This is a genomic window from Paenibacillus sp. 01T431 (assembly GCF_056398625.1).
The window spans coordinates 58,186-79,198 of record NZ_JBFTPT010000011.1 but is presented as its reverse complement, the minus strand read 5'-3'; the positions used below and the strand labels follow the sequence as shown (position 1 = coordinate 79,198).

Annotated in this window: 4 protein-coding genes; all 4 read left to right on the top strand. The window is 46.2% G+C overall.

What is annotated here, in order from left to right; all coding sequences use genetic code 11:
• Nucleotides 1-235 precede the first annotated feature (235 nt).
• Nucleotides 236-8,779: a cadherin-like beta sandwich domain-containing protein gene (locus tag AC1DM9_RS20245; RefSeq protein WP_477581850.1), complete on the top strand. Its 8,544-nt coding sequence runs from the start codon at nucleotides 236-238 to the stop codon at nucleotides 8,777-8,779.
• A 67-nt stretch (nucleotides 8,780-8,846) separates the two neighbouring features.
• The gene (locus AC1DM9_RS20240; RefSeq protein ID WP_441877008.1) at nucleotides 8,847-9,986 is read left to right on the top strand and encodes a response regulator; all 1,140 of its coding nucleotides are present in this window, start codon (nucleotides 8,847-8,849) and stop codon (nucleotides 9,984-9,986) included.
• A gap of 32 nt (nucleotides 9,987-10,018) precedes the next feature.
• Complete coding sequence (locus AC1DM9_RS20235; protein WP_477581848.1) at nucleotides 10,019-13,138, top strand: hybrid sensor histidine kinase/response regulator; 3,120 nt, start codon at nucleotides 10,019-10,021, stop codon at nucleotides 13,136-13,138.
• 371 nt (nucleotides 13,139-13,509) lie between these two features.
• Nucleotides 13,510-20,985: an S-layer homology domain-containing protein gene (locus AC1DM9_RS20230; protein WP_477581846.1), complete on the top strand. Its 7,476-nt coding sequence runs from the start codon at nucleotides 13,510-13,512 to the stop codon at nucleotides 20,983-20,985.
• Nucleotides 20,986-21,013: the final 28 nt, after the last annotated feature.

The window sequence follows — 21,013 nt, the reverse complement described above, 5'->3', positions numbered from 1 at the left end:
TGCAGATGATTGATAAAGAATGGCAGTCCAACACATGGCTTCATGTGCGGGGCTGCCTTTTTTGTGTTTATAAGATGTAGGCTGCCTTTTGATCCTCAAGGAAGCTTTCCTATTTATCTTGTTATCGAGAGCGAGAAACATGTCGAAATATGTTTAGAACATGTCCAGAGCCAACTACTATAATGGTATTTATTGCTATATCAACGATGATAGAAGACTCAGGAGGGATTTTTTTATGATACATAAACCATTTGTCAGAGTAGTCAGCATGCTGCTCGCAGTGGTGCTGCTTACATCTATTTATCCTGTATATCCAAGCAGATCGGGGCAGCAAATATTCGCTCAGGAATCGGCTGACACAGAGGTGGAAGAGCCTACAGTAACAAGCTCCTCCTACGATCTAGCGTCTTTGGCTGTTGCTGGAGCTACTGATAAGTTCTCCGATTATGGATGGGAGAAGATAGAATCGAACATTAAGCCTAGCCCGCGTATGGGGGCTGCTATGGCATTTGATGAAAAGAATGGAAAGGTCATCATGTTCGGGGGCGAAGGCACTTCCGGGCTGCTGAAGGATAACTTCCTGTGGGACGGCGAAACCAAGCAATGGCAAAAGCTCGCTGACTCGAGTGTGCCAAGTGGCCTTGTTGCCCGCAAAGGAGCGGCAATAACCTATGATCCTAACCTAGAGCGCGTCGTGATGTTCGGAGGCGAGGGTGCTTCAGGCGTCTTGAACGATATTTGGGTGTGGCATGGTGAGGTATTGCAGTGGAAACCATTGTTAATCCCAGCTCCATCGGCACGTGCTGGCGCTCAGTTAGCCTATGATGGACAAAACTTGGTGCTGTTTGGCGGTTATACGTTGTCTGCATCTACTAAAAGCAGATTAGCGGATACTTGGATTTTTAACGGAACGAGCTGGGAACAGCGGACACCTGCCCAAAGCCCTCCGGCCACTTATTCGGGCTCGATGGCTTATGACGGGCAGCATGCCGTGCTTTATGGAGGTAATATTGGTGATGAAATTCGCGGAACAGCCTATCAAATCAATTCCAATACGCTATGGGCATGGGACGGAACGACTTGGAATGACAGCGCTCCAAAGGTTGAAGCGCAGGACTGGGGCCGCTGGGGGCAAGCGATGGCCTACGATGGACGGAGAGTCGTCTTCTACGGTGGAGAGTTCGATTGGATTAACCCGAGCAATAGTGCGGTTACGCCAAACAAAAAACGGCCTATCGCGAATTCGCAGGATGATCAAGGGAAGAAGGCTGCTTTCGGCTGGGATGGGAGTGCTTGGTCGGTATGGTCTGGCAAAAGCAAAGGACCGGGCGGCGGCATAGAAGGCGGTCCAGGCTCAGGCAGCTTTATGAGCATGGCGTATGATGGCTATAACTTTGTCGTATTCGGCGGAAACCATGAATGGGGAGGACTAACGAATGAGACGTTTACATTCGGCAATCCTTTGCCTACCTTGCCGATCGTGAGCATAACGGGTTCACCAACGATATTGATGGACAAGAACAACAAAGCGAATGATCTAGCAAGGTTCTCTGCTAATGTGAAAGGCAAAGCGCTTAGCGAAATTGGGATAGAATACCGTGAAGTGGGTCAAACCACATGGCAGAAGAAGGCGCATTTGCCGGCTGAGGCTGGTGCGGTCACCATTGATCTTAATGGCTTGAAGTGGCAGGTCGACTACGAAGCACGCGTGTATGCGACAAATGTTGTGGGGACGGCATACAGCGCAGTTTCTACGTTTAAGTTTTTTGAGGACCCGGCTATGGTGGTTCCAGACCTGCGTTATGACCGAGCTTCACCATCGGTGCTGCATACGAAGGATAAGAAGAGGCTGGTTGTCGTCGGAGAGGGCATCACCAATTTGTGGAGAAAGCCAGCTTCTAATATTCATTATTCACTTAAAAGCCAAGGCGGACAGTTGTATCCGTTGACGCCAAACGTTCGCAATAATCAGGAGCTAGAGCTGACTTGGACGGATGAATTGCCGGATGGCAAATATGATTTGGAACTAAATCACGATTTTTACGATGATTTTGTTCTCTCAAGCGCTTTGCTTATTACTTCAACCGGCGTATATGAGCCGCGCGATTATAATGAAATTATCATTCCTAGTACAGATTCGGACAATGAAGATATTAGTCAAATGGCTATTAGAGGACCGTTCACGGAGAATCCCTCGGAGCTTGGTATATTTAAGCTAAACAACATGAATCAAGTGGTCATGCTGAATGAATATATTAAATTTAAAGGAACGAGCCTGACGATTGATAAGACGGGTGTAGATACGTATGTAACGGGTGTCGGACGGCTTTATGTTGAAAAAGCTGGCATTATGTATACGCTGTTCCTTGGCTCCTTTGAGTTTAATTCAGCCGAGTTCGTTATCGAGCTTGCTGGTGATATGCAATCTGATTATTTGAGCTTGAATTTGCCGATTACATTGAAGAAAATTACTTTTATAGCTGGCGGGGTAAGGCTCGGCGGGGATATTAAAGTAGATTTCAGTGCAGGAACGACCAAAATTAAAGGCGAATCGGAGATTGAAGCGTTAGAGTTCAAGCGCGAACGGTTCGATTTTGCTGGTAAATTCAGTATTGCAGGCGAGTTTGAGGCAGGTCCGCTCGAGGGTGCTGAGCTAAACTTCCGGCTTGATACACGCATTCCGCTCTATGGTGCGGGAGGATCCTTCGATTTGCGCAAGCAGAAGGTTGGATTTGAAGCAGATATTCAGTTCAAACGCGGGAAGCTTGATGCGCTTAGCTTTGGCGTTCGCCGCAAAATCAAGCTTGGCTCGACGGGGGCACAGCTCACTCGTCTTGGCGGCGGGTTTTCAAATCTAGCGAGCCAGAGCGAAGTACCGTTTACGTTGAAAGCGTTTGGCGGTGCATCAGATGTCATTGCGCCTGAGATCAAAGGCTACAATATGGTGAACGGCAACAATTTGAGCGTAGGATTATCGCGTTATCATTTTGAAGCATCCGGAGAGCTGGCTGTTTACTGGGTTCCGGTTGCGAATTTGGATTTTCTGACGATTTGGAATGCAGCGGGCTTTAAAGAGTACAGCAGTGCAGGCTTCCGATTGGATGCGAACTTGAATCTAGTAGACGTTGTGGTCGGTCAGCTGTTCGCTCAATATTTTGCGAAAAGCGGTTACGCAGGTTTTGTTAGTGCACGCATAAAAATACCGAACTGGGTGTCGGTTATTGGCGGCAAAAGCTTTGGCGGCATTGATGTCGGCGTAAACAATCGTGAGATCTTTGGATCGGTTGGTTCAGGCTGGTTCGGTGGTTCTGCCAAATATATGTTTGCTCCGAACAGCTTCGACTTCAGTCTTGGCGCGAGCAAAGATATGAAGAGAGAAATTGAGAGAATGAAAAAAAATATGGTTAAGCCGCCGAGCGCTCGCTCGATGCCGCTGCTAAGCAGCAGTGCTTTGCTGTTCACAAGCGCATTCGCGGATACTTCTTTTACACCACTTACGAATCCTTTGCTCACAGAGGATAAAGGTTACATGCTGAAGCTTCAGAAGGATGTGCTGCAGCAGGGTGAGATAGGCGTAGATACGGCTGCAAGCGGACGTATTTTATTGGGACAGTTTACGGCTGCATTGCGTGAGAATTCACCGCAAGCCAGCTTTACGAAGCAGGATCAGATTCAATACACATTGCAGGCAGATCATAGCTTCAAAGCGCTGCTAGTGCTGGATGGCAAGCAGGAAGATCTTTCAATCATTCGTCCGGATGAAAGCGTGGCATCGCTCAAGTTCCCTGAGACGGAAAAGGCTGGTAATGGTGCTATTTCTGCCGTATATCGTGAAGATGAGGATAAAACGTATATCCGTTTGCAACTAACAGCGAATGAAGATTGGAAGCTGGTTGCATCGCACTCTTTGCAAGTGGAGTTGTACGAGCTTACATTCCTAAATGAATCGCTCAGTCTTACTGAGTTGGCAGCACGTTGGGCGGCAGCGCCTGAATTGAAGCTAACAGCAATAGCTATGATGGAGGGCGGTTTGAAGCTGGTAGAGCTTGACCAGCCTAAAGGCGCTGTGAAATTGTACAAGCCAGATGGCCGTGAATATGGTCTGGAATCGGATTCGCTTAAATCAGGCTGGAATCATTTTGTCGATCCACTAAGCGGTAAGCTTTATCTGTTGATCGATGTAGCTCAGCCGGGAGAATGGCTGCTTGAAGCAGGACAGAAAACGCCGGCTAAGGTATTTGCTCTTGGAGAGCATACCACGATTGGGGAGCTGAAAGACTGGATAACAAGCGGTGAGCTTCGTACTGAAGTCAACCTAAAAAGCGGTCAGACCTTGCTTGAAATCGATCAGGCGGATGAGACAGCCGTGCTGTATCGTCCAGATGGCTCGCCATATCCGCTGCAAGCGGATCGCAGCGAATCAAACTGGAATGCTTATTATGAGGCTGATAAACAAAAATGGACGATTTTGGTGCAAGTAGCGGAAGAGGAAGCGGGGCTTTGGACCGTTCGCGGCAAACAATTCGTGACCATACGTGCCTTCCGCAGTGATGAGCAATACGACAGCTTAATTCCGTTTTTCTCAAATGGAACAGCAGAGTATACGACGAGTTTGCAAATCGATAAGCCAGGCCGATATATGTTTATGTTAACGGGTGGTTCTCGCGATACCCAAATTATTGCACCGGATAACAAAGCCATTCCGGTTGTTTTTGAGGACGAGAATGCCAAAAATTACAATGCGGTGCTGCAAGCAGCAATTGCCAAGGAAGATGAGGAAGCGGATAAATACGGCGATATGACTTTTACCTCGAATCTGCCTTTTGTTGCAGATGCAGATATGCTTTATGTCGCTGCTGATATTGAACAAACAGGAAAATGGGAAATTCGCTCCTCTCTGCCTATTCAAGCAAGCATGTATGAGCTCGATCCTGTAACTGAAATTAGCGAATTTAGTGCAGATCCAGAGACAGAAGGCACTAATCGCTTCAAAGTAAAATGGAACGTGGACCATGCCAAGCAGGGAACCAAAGTAAGCTTAATGGTAACCGATCAGTCCAATAAGGCAATCGGGCCGGTTATTTTGAAGGATCTTCCTGCATCAGGCATTCAAACGATTGACATTCCGGATGAATTTATGCCGGGTCAATACTGGTTGTCTATGGTGGCGGAAGGTGAAGAAATTGCACCGCTGTTTGCGGTAACGTCTGAGCCTGTACAGTTGACTGCTAAAGTCATGCTGCCTCAGCCGAAGCAGCTTGCGATTACTTCAACTGGAAACGGCGAGCTTACACTGCGTTTTCCTTCCATTAAGGCCGAGGGACTAGAATATTACCAGTTGACGGTCAGCTATAAGGATGATGAAGGAAAAACTGTAACGGATACATTCGGAGCAGATCCTATGGCCGGAGATTGGCAGGACGTTATTATATCCGGGTACAAGCCGGAGCACAGCTACACCATCAATGCGATGGCGGTTGGCGAGCAAAATGGCAAAGTTGTTGTTAGTCCAGTGTCAGCTAATGTGGAGGCGTTTTTGCCTAATCCGAAACGGGCAAAGCTTAACGTTGCTTTTAATACTTTTGGTGCTAAGCAGAAAACAAGCACCTACAAAAGTTATGATGAGCAAGAGGAGATTATGGTTAACACAGCTGCGGAAAAGGTTAGTGTAGAGCTGACTAGCGATCAAGCAGCAAAGCTTAATCTTTACGTAAATGGGGAATTGTTGCAGTCCAAGGATTCCGAAGCCAATGCGGTCGCATCGTTCAATCTGAATGAATTGCTGCTAGGCAAAGAAACGAATGAGCCGCTAGAGCAGCTTGATTATACGATTGAAATTGAAGCAATTAACGAGCGCGGCGATTACAGCTCTGATTATAGGAAATTGTACGTAGACCGTACGGAGCCATTCTTGTATGTAGCAGGCAAGCAGAACGAGGATTTTGTTCGTGAGCCTCTCAATGGGCAGGTTGTATATGGCAGCCGTATACCTATGGTTGGTCAAACGGAAATAGGCGCTTTGCTGACCGTTGACGGACGAGCTGTTCCAGTCAACGCAGAAGGGAAATTTAATTATTTTGCTCCGATTGTGTGGGATGAAACTGGCCTTCATACTGTAATCGTCGAAGTGGAAGATGAAGTCGGCAATCGAGTCGAATATCGATTTGATGTGGTGCAGGGAACAGAGACCGAGGAGCAGTCCAAGGTGAAGCCTTCTGATTTGGCAGCGCTAGAGCTGGACAAGGGTGTTCTATCCCAGCCTTTCCATCCGGATATGACGGGCAAATATGAGACGGTAATAGAAGAAGGCAAGGTTCGATTATACGCTGTTGCTGCTGCAATAGATTCTATTGTAACAGTGAACAATGTGCCGTTGAACGCGGAGGGTTACGCAGAGCTTGAGGCTCCGATTGGCAATGGCGTAACTACAGCGCAGGTGAAGGTATCAGGAGCAGATACAAGTGAAAAGACATACGTCATTGAAGTGAGAAGCAAGCCGTCGGATGTCGCTGTTCTGAAGAGCCTCACGATGCGGGCAGGGACAGAGGAGCTGCTGACAGAACCAGCATTCAATGGTGCTGATACCGCTTATAGCGTGTATGTCGAAAATAATACGAATGCGGTAAGCGTTGCGGCTGAAGCTTATAAGCAAGGATCTACGATTCGTGTAAATGGCGAGCAGATTGGCGAAGCTGGGATTTCTGTGCCAGTACAGGTGGGAGAGACCCATGTAGCCATACAGGTTATCGCGCCAAATGGGCAAGAGAATAGAACCTATAACGTTAAGGTTATTCGTGCGAAGGATAGCAATGCACAATTGAAGGAGCTAACGGTAAGCGGAGGAGTGCTAACGAGAGATTTTGCTGGGAATGAGATGGATTACCAGATCATAGCGCCTTCCGATTCTGCGGCTCTTAGCATCGCTGTAGAAGCAGCTAGTCCGAGTGCAGTCATTCGTATAGCAAATGGCGAAGTTGACCTCGGCAGCGGAGGAACGCATGTGGTTCCATTGCGCACCGGAATTCAGCCTGTTCAATTAGAAGTAACGGCAGAGGATGGCACTGTGGCAACTTATAAGCTCGCTGTCATCAAGCAGTCAGCTTCTGCAGCAACAGSGCCATCTTTAACAGAGCTATCTCTCTCTGGATTAGACTTGCTGCCGGAATTCTCTGTGAGCAGGCTCAGCTATAAGCTGAAGTCAGAGATCGAAGACGCGAATGTGACTGTGCTTGCCAACACCTCAAGTTCTGATGCTATTTTGACCATAAATGGTAGGCCGGTTGAAAAAGGCGTGCATCAGACTGTAAGTTTAAAGGTGGGTACAAATCTAATTGTGATTGGAGTCGAGTCTGCTGACCGCAGCAGTTCAAGGCAATATTCGATTGAAATCGTTCGTAAACCAACGTATGCAACGCCGGATCGATTAGCGACTGTCGCATCTGGGGATTCAAATGCTGCAATAGCAAATGTAACCATTACTAGAACGGTTGCTAGAGATGGCAGCAAAATAGATACGGTTAATATTCCGCTTGCTAAGGCGGAGGAAATTGTTGCACAGATGAAATTGCAGAAGCAGAATGCGGCTCGCATCGTTATTACGAATTTGCTTAATAATCCGAGCGATGAGATCAAGCTGAATGTTCCGTCAAAAGCAGTTGCCGCTTTAGCCGAGAGCGGAATTAGTCTTGTCATCTCAACGCCAACAGCAGAATTGACGTTATCGCCAGAGACGATTCGTCATATCAAGGAAGCGGGTATTGACCTTTATCTCCGCTTTGTACCGATTCGCGAACAAGCGAAGCAAAATCAAATTTATGACAGGCTGCTTGGCGAAGAGAAGCTTAAGAAGCAGTTGGGCGGCAGGGATGCTGAACTGCTAGGCCAACCTACTGCAATTGAGACGAACTATAAGGATAGTGTTACTCGCATCGTACTGCCGATAGCTGGTCTTGAGATTGCAAAGGACAGTGCAGCTGCGAAGGAGCTTGAGGCTCAATTAGCGGTTTACATTGAGCACAGCGATGGAGAAAAGGTGCTCCAGCCAGGAACACTTCAATATGATGCAAAAGGAATCGTGAATGGTATGGCATTTGATGTTGCTAAATTCAGCAATTTTGCTGTCGTTCGGCTTACGAAGGACAAACTTTATGAGCCTTATGTAACGGGGTATCCGGATGGAACCTTCCGTCCAAGTAAAACGATTACTCGTGCGGAGCTTGCAGTCATACTTGCCAAAGAGCTTAAGAAAAACGCCAGCCTGCTGGAAGAAACGGCGCCTAATCCTAATGAAACAGAGCTGACAGAGTTTAGCGATGTCGTCTCCGATCACTGGGCAAAAGAAGCGATTACGCTGTTGAAAAATCATGGTATTATGAATGGTGACGAGCAAGGCAAATTTAGACCGGGCGACGGAGTCTCTCGTTCAGAAATAGCGGTTATCGCGGCTCGTTGGAACAAGCTGTCCCTAAGCGGTACTGCCAAGGCGGATTTTACAGACTTAACGGGACACTGGGCAACAAATGAAGTTGCTGCTGTTGCAGAGGCAGGGTTTATGAAGGGATATCCGGATCATACCTTCCGTCCGAATGGTTTGCTGCTTCGCGGAGAAGCGGTTCGTGTACTCAACGCAATCTTCAACCGTCCAGTGCCGCAGGAAACTGTTAGCTCTAGCTGGCCGGATGTCGCGCCAAAACACTGGGCTATGTTAGATATTGAAGCCGCTTCTAGATATGTGCAGAAGCTGCCAGATGGACAAGTTCGAGTCGTAAAAACGAAGTAAAACTAAGTCATACCGATAGCAGAAGGCTCACTGAAAAATAACAATGGAAGGAGGAGGGCATGGATCAATGCTAAAGGTAATATTAGTGGATGATGAGGAGCCGGCATTGATACATTTGGAACGATTGCTGAGGGCAGATGGCCGGGTTCAAGTTGTGGGCAAGTATACCTCTGCTATGGAGGGACTTGACCACCTTGCTCGCAGTTATGCCGATATCGCGTTTCTTGATATCGGCATGCCCGAGATGAACGGCCTTGAAGCAGCTGAACGTATACAGGAGTTGTACCCTGCAATACGAATCGTTTATGTAACCGCCTATTCAGCGTATGCTGTTGAAGCATTTGAGCTGCATGCGCTGGATTATTTATTGAAGCCGGTCGATTCTGCGAGAATTGGAAAAACGATAGATCGTATTGAGGAATATGCGAAGCTTTTGAACAATCAAGCACAAAGCTTCGAAGCTCTAGCAGAACGAAATGAGCTTTCAGTGCGATGCTTTAAACGGCTTGAGCTTGTAGGCGGGGCTGCTTTAAACGGCAAGGTGAAGTGGCGAACGAAAAAGGCGCAGGAGCTCTTTGCTTATTTCCTTCATTTGGAGGGTGCTTGGGTTACGAGAGAGCGGCTTATTGAAACGCTTTGGCGAGAGTATGAGCTGGACAAGGCGGTTACCTATCTTCATCATTCCGTTTCACGCATTAGATGGCTACTGCGTGAGTGGGGAGTTTCTTTCACAGTTGAGTTTCAAGGTGAGAGCTACCGACTCCCGTATGCTGCCATTCGTACTGATGTAGCTGAGTTTGAGGAGACAGTAGCTGAGCTCCCGTATCAGTTTCAGGATAATTGGAGTCGATATGAGCATGCGATTTCTCTTTATAAAGGCGATTATTTGGAGGATCATAATTATGCGTGGGCAGAGACCAAAAGAATAAATTTGCAGCATCGTTATTTTCGGCTGGTTAGCAGTATGGCAAGATATGAGCTGGAGGAAGGCCGTGCTCAGTCGGCTATCCAGAGACTGACGACTGCTCAGATCAGCTTCCCATACTCAGATGAAATTTGCAGATTGCTTCTTGCAGGTTATGCTCAGATAGGGGATACGGAATCGCTTAACCGCTGCTACGAAACCTATGCGCAATTATTATTGCAGGAGCTAGGAGTTATTCCTGAGAGGCAAACGACGGATTTATATCATCAATTATCCCAGTAAGACGTGAATTTAGGCAAGGAGGCAACGATGGGATGAGAAAGCAATGGTGGACGATAGTTGTATTTTTTCTTATCGTTGTAGCTTTTCCGGTAAACGAGTTTTTTTATAATCAATCCATTGAGAAGAGTGCACCTCATTCAAGCGCTGGCACGTTGGATTTGCGGGAATGGAATTTCGAATCAGAAGGACTTGTCGCGCTGAATGGTCAATGGGAATTTTATCGTGGACAGCTGCTGCTGCCAGAGCAATTCGCAGATCCAGCTATTTCTCCTTATAAGAGGCCTGAACTAACAGGCCTCTTTCCTGTGCCAGCGGAGTGGAACAGCTATATAGCGGAGGACGGCAACCCACAGGGAGCAGGATTCGGTACTTATAGGCTGAGAGTGGAGTTAAACAACACAGCAGAAACGCATTACGGAATACGAACGACAAATATCCGCATGGCTAACCGGATATTTATAAATGGACAGGAAGTGGGAGCAAGCGGAGTACCTGGAGTCTCAGATAAAGAAGATATCGCATCGAATATCCCTTATGTTGGATTTGTATCCGTAGATAGATCCTATGTTGAAATTATCGTACAAGTATCCAATTTCAACTATGCTTCGGGCGGCATCATCTATCCGATTTGGTTTGGCTATGAGGCTGATATTCGCAAGAGCCGCGACATCGCGTTGTTTGGTGAATTTATGAACATCAGCGGGTTTGCATTGTTTTCTATGTTTTTCCTTCTTTTGTTCTACATGCGCAAAAAAGAGCGCTCGTTGCTTTACTTGGCTTTATTTTGCTTAGCGCTGCTGCTCTATGTATGTACTCATGGCGAGAAGCTGATTGCACTGGCCTTGCCTCAGCTTAGCTACGATTGGATCATGAAGCTGCAGAACATATCTTCAGCATTCGGTTATTATTTTTTATTGCAATATGTGAACGTGTCAGTACCAAGAGCTGTTAACAAGTTTGTGTGGCGGGCAAGCAATATTGCATCGAGTATTGTCATTGTTGCAGCATTCATGCTGCCGACGATGCTTTATTCACAGTGGTTTTTGAAGGGAATAGGCCTTTCAGTATTTACTTTTGGAGTTGTGCTTTACACGCTTGTCAAAGGTGTTATGCGCCGATCGCGGGACGCTTATTTTTTGCTTTTGAGTGCGATAAGCATTTTAGTATTTATAATCGTCAGTGTCATGCAAGTATTTGGTCTATTGGAAAATCATTTTTTCATCTCGTTTGAGCTGCTTATCTTGGTCATTGTTCAAGTAATCATGCTAGCTCGACGTTTCTCTCACACCTTTAATGAGGTGGAAGAGCTCTCTCGCAAGCTGTTGACCTTGGACGAATTAAAGGATGAATTTATGGCGAATACGTCGCATGAGCTTCGAACGCCGCTGCATGGTATTGTAAATATCGCAGAATCCTTGCTTGAAGGTGTAGCGGGGACGCCAAACACCGATCAGGCTAGACAGCTCTCTATGATTGTATCGACGGGTAGAAGATTGAATTATCTGATTCATGATATTTTAGATTTTTCCACCTTGCGAAATGGTCAGCTTACACTGAATCGGCAAGCTGTTGATTTAGCAGCAGCAGCGCAATCTGTAGTCGAGGTCATTGGACATTTAGCTGACAAAAAAGGGGTAAGCCTGACGCAGGATTGGCCGCAGCAGATGCCGCTGCTCGATACTGATGAGGAGCGTCTGCGTCAAATTTTATTTAATTTGCTTGGCAATGCGGTGAAATTTACGCATCAGGGTGAGATTCGGATTTATGCGGAAGTCGTGGATTCATGGGTAAAAATCAGCGTTACAGATACTGGAATTGGCATCGCGGCAGATCGTTTGGATGACATTTTCAAGGCATTTAATAGTGTTTCCACTGTAGATCTACAATCGGGCTATAGCGGCACCGGCATTGGGTTGAACATTACGAAGAGACTCGTGGAACTGAATGGCGGGTATATCGAAGCAAATTCACAGCTAGGTGTAGGTTCAACGTTTTCGTTTACACTTCCTTCAGCTGCGCTGTCTGCTGCTTCTGAGGTTGCTGCTGGTAAAAGCGGCAGAGCAGCGATTCAACCGGCATTAGCGCTCAATAAAACATTTCAAGCAGCGATGAATGGGAATGAAGTAATAGAAGATACACATCCATTCACTGTGTTAGTAGTAGATGATGATCCCGTAAACCTGCAAGTATTAATAAATGTATTGTCTATGGAAAATTACACAGTCATTGCGGTTGACAGTGGCGCTGAAGCGCTGGAGGTACTATCCAGTGAGCGACGGATTGATCTCGTGATAACAGACTGGATGATGCCAGCGATGTCTGGACTAGAGCTTTGCCGTAGGATCAGGGAACGATACTCGTTGTCTGAACTGCCTGTACTTATGCTGACCGCAAGAAAACTGGCAGGTGATATTCAAACGGGCTTTAGTGCTGGAATCAATGATTTTTTAACTAAACCTGTTGACGGAATTGTACTGCGTGCTCGCGTACGAACTTTGCTTGAGCTTAGACAATCTGTTCAAGCGGCTATTCGATCGGAACTGGCTTTTCTGCAGGCACAAATTAAACCTCATTTTTTGTACAACGCACTCAATACGATTATTTCGATATGTCCTGATGATCCGGATAAGGCTACAGAATTGTTATTGAATTTAAGCCGATATTTACGCAGCAGCTTCGATTTCCAGAATCGTCAGCAGATCGTCAGCTTAGAGAAGGAGCTGGAGCTTGTTCAGTCTTATGTCAAATTAGAGCAAGCCCGGTTCGGCAAACGATTGAATGTTGTATATGAGGTGGATAAACAGCTGCGAGGATTTATTCCGCCGCTCAGCATTCAGCCGATTGTAGAAAATGCAGTTAGGCATGGTGTCATGCAAAAGGCTGCTGGGGGCAAGATCGTATTACGTATTCAAGAGGCAGAGGAGAAGTTAATTATTTCGGTTTCGGACAATGGGGTCGGCATCAAGCAAAGTGATCTCAGCTCGCTATTGCTAGGGCAAAGGCAGTTGTCAGGCGTTGGCTTAACCAATATTCACCGCAGACTGCTCTCTTTGTACGGAAATGGTCTTGGTATTTCAAGCGAAGCGGGAGCAGGGACGACGGTGACCTTTGAGGTGCCGCAGATACAAATAGATATGAGCAAGACTTCGTAAAGATGATTGAATCGATGAAGAGAGAAGCGCTTAGGTGAGTTAGAGTTTGAACCTAAGTGCTTTTTTTTTCTTGAAAAAAACTGCTTGGAGAAAACATCAGTTTATTGTTGATTCTGTCTGAAATAAAACGTCATTTTATGTCGAAAAAAAGAGGATTTTATTCTATATTGTCGAATATCAAATTAGTTATAACACTGACATTTTTTGGTGAAAGGAAGGTTGGGAGGAAATTTCAACTGGATAGCATTTCATAGAAACGAATCGGAAGTTCAGTTCCTTTACTAGAAAGGAGAATGCTAGACATTTTTTTAGTTGAGTAGCAGCTGTATCAAAAGACACATCTTGTAAAATTCTAATTTGGAGTTGAATTTATGTATAAGCGTATTCGTTTTTTTCGCGCTCCCTTACTCGTTATTCTTAGTTTTCTCGTCGTATTTTCTCAAATCGTATGGTTCTCATCAACAACATATGGAGCCGGCTCGAGCTGGAATACATTAAATAATCCTATCAATAATACGAGCAACCAGTTTTTGGGGATGGGCTATGGTAACGGCGTTTATGTTGCAGTAGGAAGTAACGGTCTGATTGCTACATCTTCGGATGCTGCAAAGTGGACAACAAGAAGTACGAATAGTACTCAAAACTTAAATGAAGTGGATTATGGAAACAACGTCTATGTTGCAGCTGGTGCAGGAGGTACGATTTTATATTCTACTGATGCTGTTACATGGAATGCAGCAACATCCAACACGTCGAATCAGTTATTTTCTGTGAAATTTTTAAATGGATCATTTTGGGCAGTTGGAGCATCCGGCATTATTTTGAAATCAAGTGATGGACAGTCGTGGACATCCATTGCATCTGGAATTTCCAACGATTTGTACAACATCTCCTATGGAAACAGTAAGTATGTCTTAGGCGATGCAAACGGAAAAATTTATTATTCGGCCACTGGAAATCCATCAACATGGGGCGGAGGACAGCAGCTTAACAGTACATATTATAGTTCAATAAACTTTATAGGATTTTTAAATAATCATTTTTACGCTTTTGATTCCAGTCCAATACTTGCAAGCTACAGATCTTCAGATGCCCTTACCTGGACAAGTACTCCTTTAGCTTGGCAGGCTTTTGCAGGTGCATATGGCAATGGCGTGTATGTTTTGTATAGCAATGCTAATACAGCCTTCACTTCTACGGATGGGGTGAGCTGGACTGAACGGACAACAAACTATGGAAACACGATGCAGGCTATTACATTTGGCAATGGAAAATTTGTTGCTGCAGGCAATAGCGGCTCTATCATGTATTCGCTTGATGGTATTGAATGGACAACGGTAACACCAAACATCACAGATACGGTCTATAACAATGGTCTTTATGTTGCTGTAGGCTATAACAATTCGGCTACGATTGGCGGCACCATTTTTACTTCCACTGATCGAGTGAATTGGACAAGCCGGATAACGCCAACTGCAAATGGATTTTCAAGTATTGCATACGGCAACGGCACTTATGTAGCAGTTGGTTCGGGCGGTACGATCTATGCATCAAGTAATGCAACCAATTGGAATTTGGCAGCCTCTAATACGGCAAGCAACTTACAAGGCGTCCAATTTGTAAATAATCGGTTTATTGCTGTAGGAAACAGCGGAACGATTTTAACATCTAGCGACGGAACGTCGTGGACACCAGCTGCAATTACTGCAGGTCCGGCCATCACGACTGTTCTTTACTCTGTTGCTTATGGGAATGGAACATATGTTGCTGTAGGTCAAGGGTCCAGAATGGCATATTCATCAGACGGATTGAATTGGACTGCTTCCTCTTTAACAGGTTCATCCTTCATTTTCAGAAACGTTGTTTATGCAAATAATCTATTTGTTGCTGTAGGAGCCAGTGGTAAAATATTTACCTCGTCAGATGGCACCAGCTCGAACTGGACTAGTCAAGATAGTACAGCTACTGGTCTCTTAACAGGGATTGCATACGGAGCGGGACAGTTTATGGTTTCAGGTATTGGAGGGAAAATTGTATCTTCTCCGGATGGAGCAAGCTGGACTTCAGAAGCAACTAATGTAGCAGCTTTTCTTACAAATGTGGTTTATGACGGCAGTCGGTTTCTTTCACTTGGATATAATTTTACGACTATAGAGGCTGCTGCCGTAGTTTCTTCACCGCCTTTGATTATTGGAAATCCTAGCAATGCATCGATTAATGAAGGCGGGAACGCTAGCTTCACGGTTGCTGCGTCTAATGCGAGTTCGTATCAATGGCAGGTAAATACGGGTGCTGGATTTTCAAATATTGTTAATAGTTCAACGTATAGTGGAGCAACTACGTCAACGTTAACTATAACGGGTGCGACAGTGGGAATGAATGGATACCAGTATCGAGTCATCGCTACGGGCAGCATAGCGCCTTCGGCAACCTCAAATAGTGCAACGTTAACGGTAAAAGCACCATCGATTGCTTCGACTATTATGTTTAAATCGAATGCTGGTATTGCTGGCAACGCAACCGTTGTGTCAGATGGGCAGGGCGGATCAGATGATATACCGGGCTTTTCGCTAGATTTTTCGGCCAAGTCTGCTGTAAACCCAAATAAAGATTTAGTTCTAACTTATGAAATTCCTTATCCGGATACAATTGGTGCAAGTGGACTATCTGCTGGTTATGCAGATAATGAATCCCAAAGTATATGGACGATTAAAAGTCGCAATTCATCTCAAAACTTCTCTTTAGAATCGATTACGTTGATCGATTCGGGTACTAAAGATGTCAAGATTGGTGCTTTTAATGATGGTGTTCAGGTTGGAGAATGGGTCGATCTAACAATTAGTGTTGATCCATGGAAGTTTACGTTCGATCACTCAAATGGATTAAACTTTTCATTTGACAATATTGATGAAATTCGAATAATTCCTCAAGATTCAGAAATGTGGACTTCAATTAATGACGTTCAAATTGGTGATCCTGTGACAAGGCCAGCTCCGTCGATTACAAGCAATCCAAGCAATGCAACGATCAATGAGGGTGACAACGCTACCTTCACGGTTGCTGCATCTAATGCGAGTTCGTATCAATGGCAGGTGAACATGGGTGCGGGATTTACAAATATTAGTGATAATACCGATTACACTGGAGCAACAACAGTAACTTTAGTTATAAAAAGTGCAACAGCGGGAATGAGCGGATACCACTATCGCGTAGTCGCTTCGGGTAGTACTACGCCTGCGGCAACCTCAAATAGTGCAACGTTGACAGTAATTCCTATGAATGTACCTTTGGCAGACTTTGCAAATACGAGCAAGACCGGAACATCGGCGACATTTACATGGAGCGCAGCAACGGGCGCAACCAGCTTGAAGATTGAGCAATCGCCAACTGGCGCAAACACATGGACAACAGCGACAACAGGCGTGATTGCGACTAATGCAACAACAGCAACGGTAACAGGCTTGTCGGCAGCGACAGGTTATGACTTCCGCCTAGTTGTAACAGGCGGAGCAAATGCTGGCAACTCGAATGTGGTGAATGTGACTACTAATTCAGTTGCGTTGATAGACTTTGCTAGTACGAGCAAGACCGGAACATCGGCGACATTTACATGGAGCGCAGCAACGGGTGCAACCGGCTTGAAAATTGAGCAATCCCCGGCAGGAGCAAATACATGGTCAACAGCGGCAACAGGCGCGCTTGCGACCAATGCAACAACAGCGACAGTAACAGGCTTGTCGGCAGCGACAGGTTATGACTTCCGTCTAGTAGTTACAGGCGGAGCAAATGCTGGCGACTCGAATGTGGTAACGGTGACGACAAACCCGATTGCACTTACAAACTTCGCGAGTGCGAGCAAAACAGGAACAAGCGCAACGTTCACATGGAGCGCAGCAACGGGCGCAACAAACATTAAAGTGGAGCAATCTCCAATAGGTACAAACACATGGACAACAGCGGCAACAGGTGCGCTTGCGACCAATGAAACAACAGCGACAGTAATAGGTTTGTCCGCTGCAACGGGATATGACTTCCGCCTTGTTGTAACTGGCGGAGCAAATGCTGGCAGCTCGAACGTAGTAACGGTGACGACAAACCCGATTGCACTAACAGACTTCGCGAGTGCAAGCAAAACGGGAACGAGCGCTACGTTCACATGGAGCGCAGCAACGGGCGCAACAAATATTAAAGTTGAGCAATCACCAACAGGTGCAAATACGTGGACAACAGCGACAACAGGCGCGCTTGTGACCAATGCAACAACAGCAACAGTAACAGGCTTGTCCGCCGCAACGGCATATGACTTCCGTCTAGTAGTTACAGGCGGAGCAAATGCTGGCGACTCGAACGTAGTAGCGGTAACGACAAATCCGATTGCACTAACAGACTTCACGAGTGCAAGCAAAACGGGAACGAGCGCAACGTTCACTTGGAGTGCAGCAACAGGTGCAACAAACATTAAAGTGGAGCAATCGCCGGCAGGAGCAAACACATGGACAACAGCGACAACAGGCGTGATTGCGACCAATGCAACAACAGCAACGGTAACAGCTTTGTCCGCCGCAACGACATATGACTTCCGCCTAGTTGTAACAGGCGGGACGAATGCAGGCGACTCGAACGTAGTAACGGTAACGACAAATCCGATCGCACTAGCAGACTTTGCGAGTGCGAGTAAGACAGGAACAAGCGCAACGTTCACATGGAGCTCAGCCACGGGCGCAACAAACATTAAAGTGGAGCAATCGCCAACAGGTGCAAACACATGGACAACAGCGACAACAGGCGCGCTTGCGACCAATGCAACAACAGCAACAGTAACAGGCTTGTCTGCAGCGACAGGATATGACTTCCGTCTAGTAGTTACAGGCGGAGCAAATGCAGGCGACTCTAACGTAGTAACGGTGACGACAAACCCGATCGCACTAACAGACTTCGCGAGTACAAGCAAAACAGGAACAAGCGCAACCTTCACATGGAGCGCAGCAGCAGGAGCAACAAACATCAAAGTGGAGCAATCACCAACAGGTGCAAATACGTGGACAACAGCGACAACTAGAGCACTTGCGACCAATGCAACAACAGCAACGGTAACAGGTTTGTCCGCTGCAACGGGATATGACTTCCGTCTAGTAGTTACAGGCGGAGCAAATGCAGGCGACTCAAACGTAGTAACGGTGACGACAAACCCGATCGCACTAACAGACTTCGCGAGTGCAAGCAAAACGGGAACAAGCGCAATGTTCACATGGAGCGCAGCAACGGGAGCAACAAATATTAAAGTTGAGCAATCACCAACAGGTGCAAATACGTGGACAACAGCGACAACTGGAGTACTTGCGACCAATGCAACAACAGCTACAGTAACAGGCTTGTCCGCTGCAACGGGATATGACTTCCGCCTAGTTGTTACAGGCGGAGCAAATGCAGGCGACTCAAACGTAGTAACGGTGACGACAAACACGATTGCACTAACAGATTTCGCGAGTGCAAGCAAAACGGGTACAAGCGCAACCTTCACATGGAGCGCAGCAACGAATGCAACAAACATAAAAGTGGAACAATCTCCTATTGGCGCAAACACGTGGACAACAGCGATAACAGGTGCTCTTTCCACAAATGCAACAACAGCGACAGTAACAGGCTTGTCCGCCGCAACAGGTTATGACTTCCGTCTAGTAGTTACAGGCGGAGCAAATGCTGGCGACTCGAATGTAGTAACGGTGACGACAAACCCGATCGCATTAACAGACTTCGTGAGTGCAAGCAAAACAGGAACAAGCGCAACCTTCACATGGAGCGCAGCAACGGGCGCAACAAACATAAAAGTGGAACAATCACCAACAGGTGCAAACACATGGACAACAGCGACAACTGGAGCACTTGCGACCAATGCAACAACAGCAACGGTAACAGGTTTGTCCGCTGCAACGGGATATGACTTCCGTCTAGTAGTTACAGGCGGAGCAAATGCAGGCGACTCGAACGTAGTAACGGTGACGACAAACCCGATCGCATTAACAGACTTCGCGAGTGCAAGCAAAACAGGAACAAGCGCAACCTTCACATGGAGCGCAGCAACGGGTGCAACCGGTTTGAAAATTGAACAATCGCCAACAGGTACAAACACATGGACAACAGCGACAACAGGTGCTCTTTCCACAAATGCAACAACAGCGACAGTAACAGGCTTGTCCGCCGCAACAGGTTATGACTTCCGTCTAGTAGTTACAGGCGGAGCAAATGCTGGCGACTCGAACGTAGTAACGGTGACGACAAACCCGATCGCACTAACAGACTTCGCGAGTGCAAGCAAAACGGGAACAAGCGCAACGTTCACATGGAGCGCAGCAACAGGCGCAACAAATATTAAAGTTGAGCAATCACCAACAGGTGCAAATACGTGGACAACAGCGACAACTGGAGCGCTTGCCACGAATGCAACAACAGCGACAGTAATAGGTTTGTCCGCCGCAACGGGATATGACTTCCGATTAGTTGTAACAGGCGGAGCGAATGCAGGAAACTCGAATGTCTTGACGGTAACAACTTATTCGATTGAACCTTCACAGCCAAACCCGCCAAAAACGGACGAAACCGATGTTGAAGTGCTGGTGAACGGTAAAATTGAATATGCAGGTAAAGCGACTACAGCAATTGTGAATAACCAAAAGGTCACAACCATTATCGTGGATCCGAATAAGCTTAAGAACAGATTGGAGTCTGAGGGTCAGCGTGCTGTCATTACGATTCCGCTAAAAGGCAGCTCAGATGTTTATGCTTCACAGATAAATGGGCAGATCATTTCTGATTTGGAACTAAAGCAAGCTGTCTTAGTCCTTCAACATGATCAATTTACGTATACGATACCTGCATCACAGATCAGTATCGATGCACTCACTAAGCTTTTTGGAAAAAAATTAAATCTTCAAGACCTCAAGCTCGAGATAGAGATTGCCAAGCCAATAGCAGATACCATAAAAATGGTGGAAAGTGCAGCAGTTAAAGGCCAGTTTGAGATGGTTGTTCCACCGCTTAATTTTACAGTGCGAGCTTCGTATGATGGAAAAACGATTGAAGTTTCTAAATTCGATGCGTATGTAGAAAGAATGATAGCTATCCCAGCTGGTGTTGATCCTAACCGAATAACGACAGGGATTGTGGTTGAACCAGATGGATCTGTTCGTCATGTTCCAACTAGACTTGTCGTTAAGAACGAAAAGTATTATGCCGTAGTGAACAGCTTAACGAACAGCACGTATACCATTGTCTGGCATCCACTTGCATTTAAGGATGTAGAGCGGCATTGGGCAAAAGAAGCTGTGAATGATATGGGTTCACGAATGGTAATAACGGGTGTTGGCAATGAAATGTTTAATCCGAGTAAATCGATTACTCGTGCGGAGTTTGCTGCTATTATCGTTCGGGGATTAGGTTTGAAATTGGAGGCAAGCTCATCGTCATTCTCGGATGTGAACAAAAATGAATGGTATAGCAGCTATATTCAAACCGCATTTGCAAATGGTCTTATTAACGGATATGAAGATGGATCCTTCCGTCCTATGGACAAAATAACGAGAGAGCAAGCCATGGCGATCATTGCAAAAGCAATGAAAATCACCGGCTTGAAACCGAGTCTTGCAGCGAGTGAAGCTGGAGAATTGCTGCTTCCTTATAAAGATGCGAATGCCGCATCCGAGTGGGCGAAGAGCAGCATCCTCGATTGCTTGCAAGTGGAGATCTTCTCAGGCAGAAGCAGTACTGTGCTTGCTCCTAAAGATGAAATCACGAGAGCAGAAGTGGCTGTGATCATCCAAAGACTTCTCAAAAAATCTAATTTGATTTAAAAGACTAAATACTAAAGGGTTATCTTAC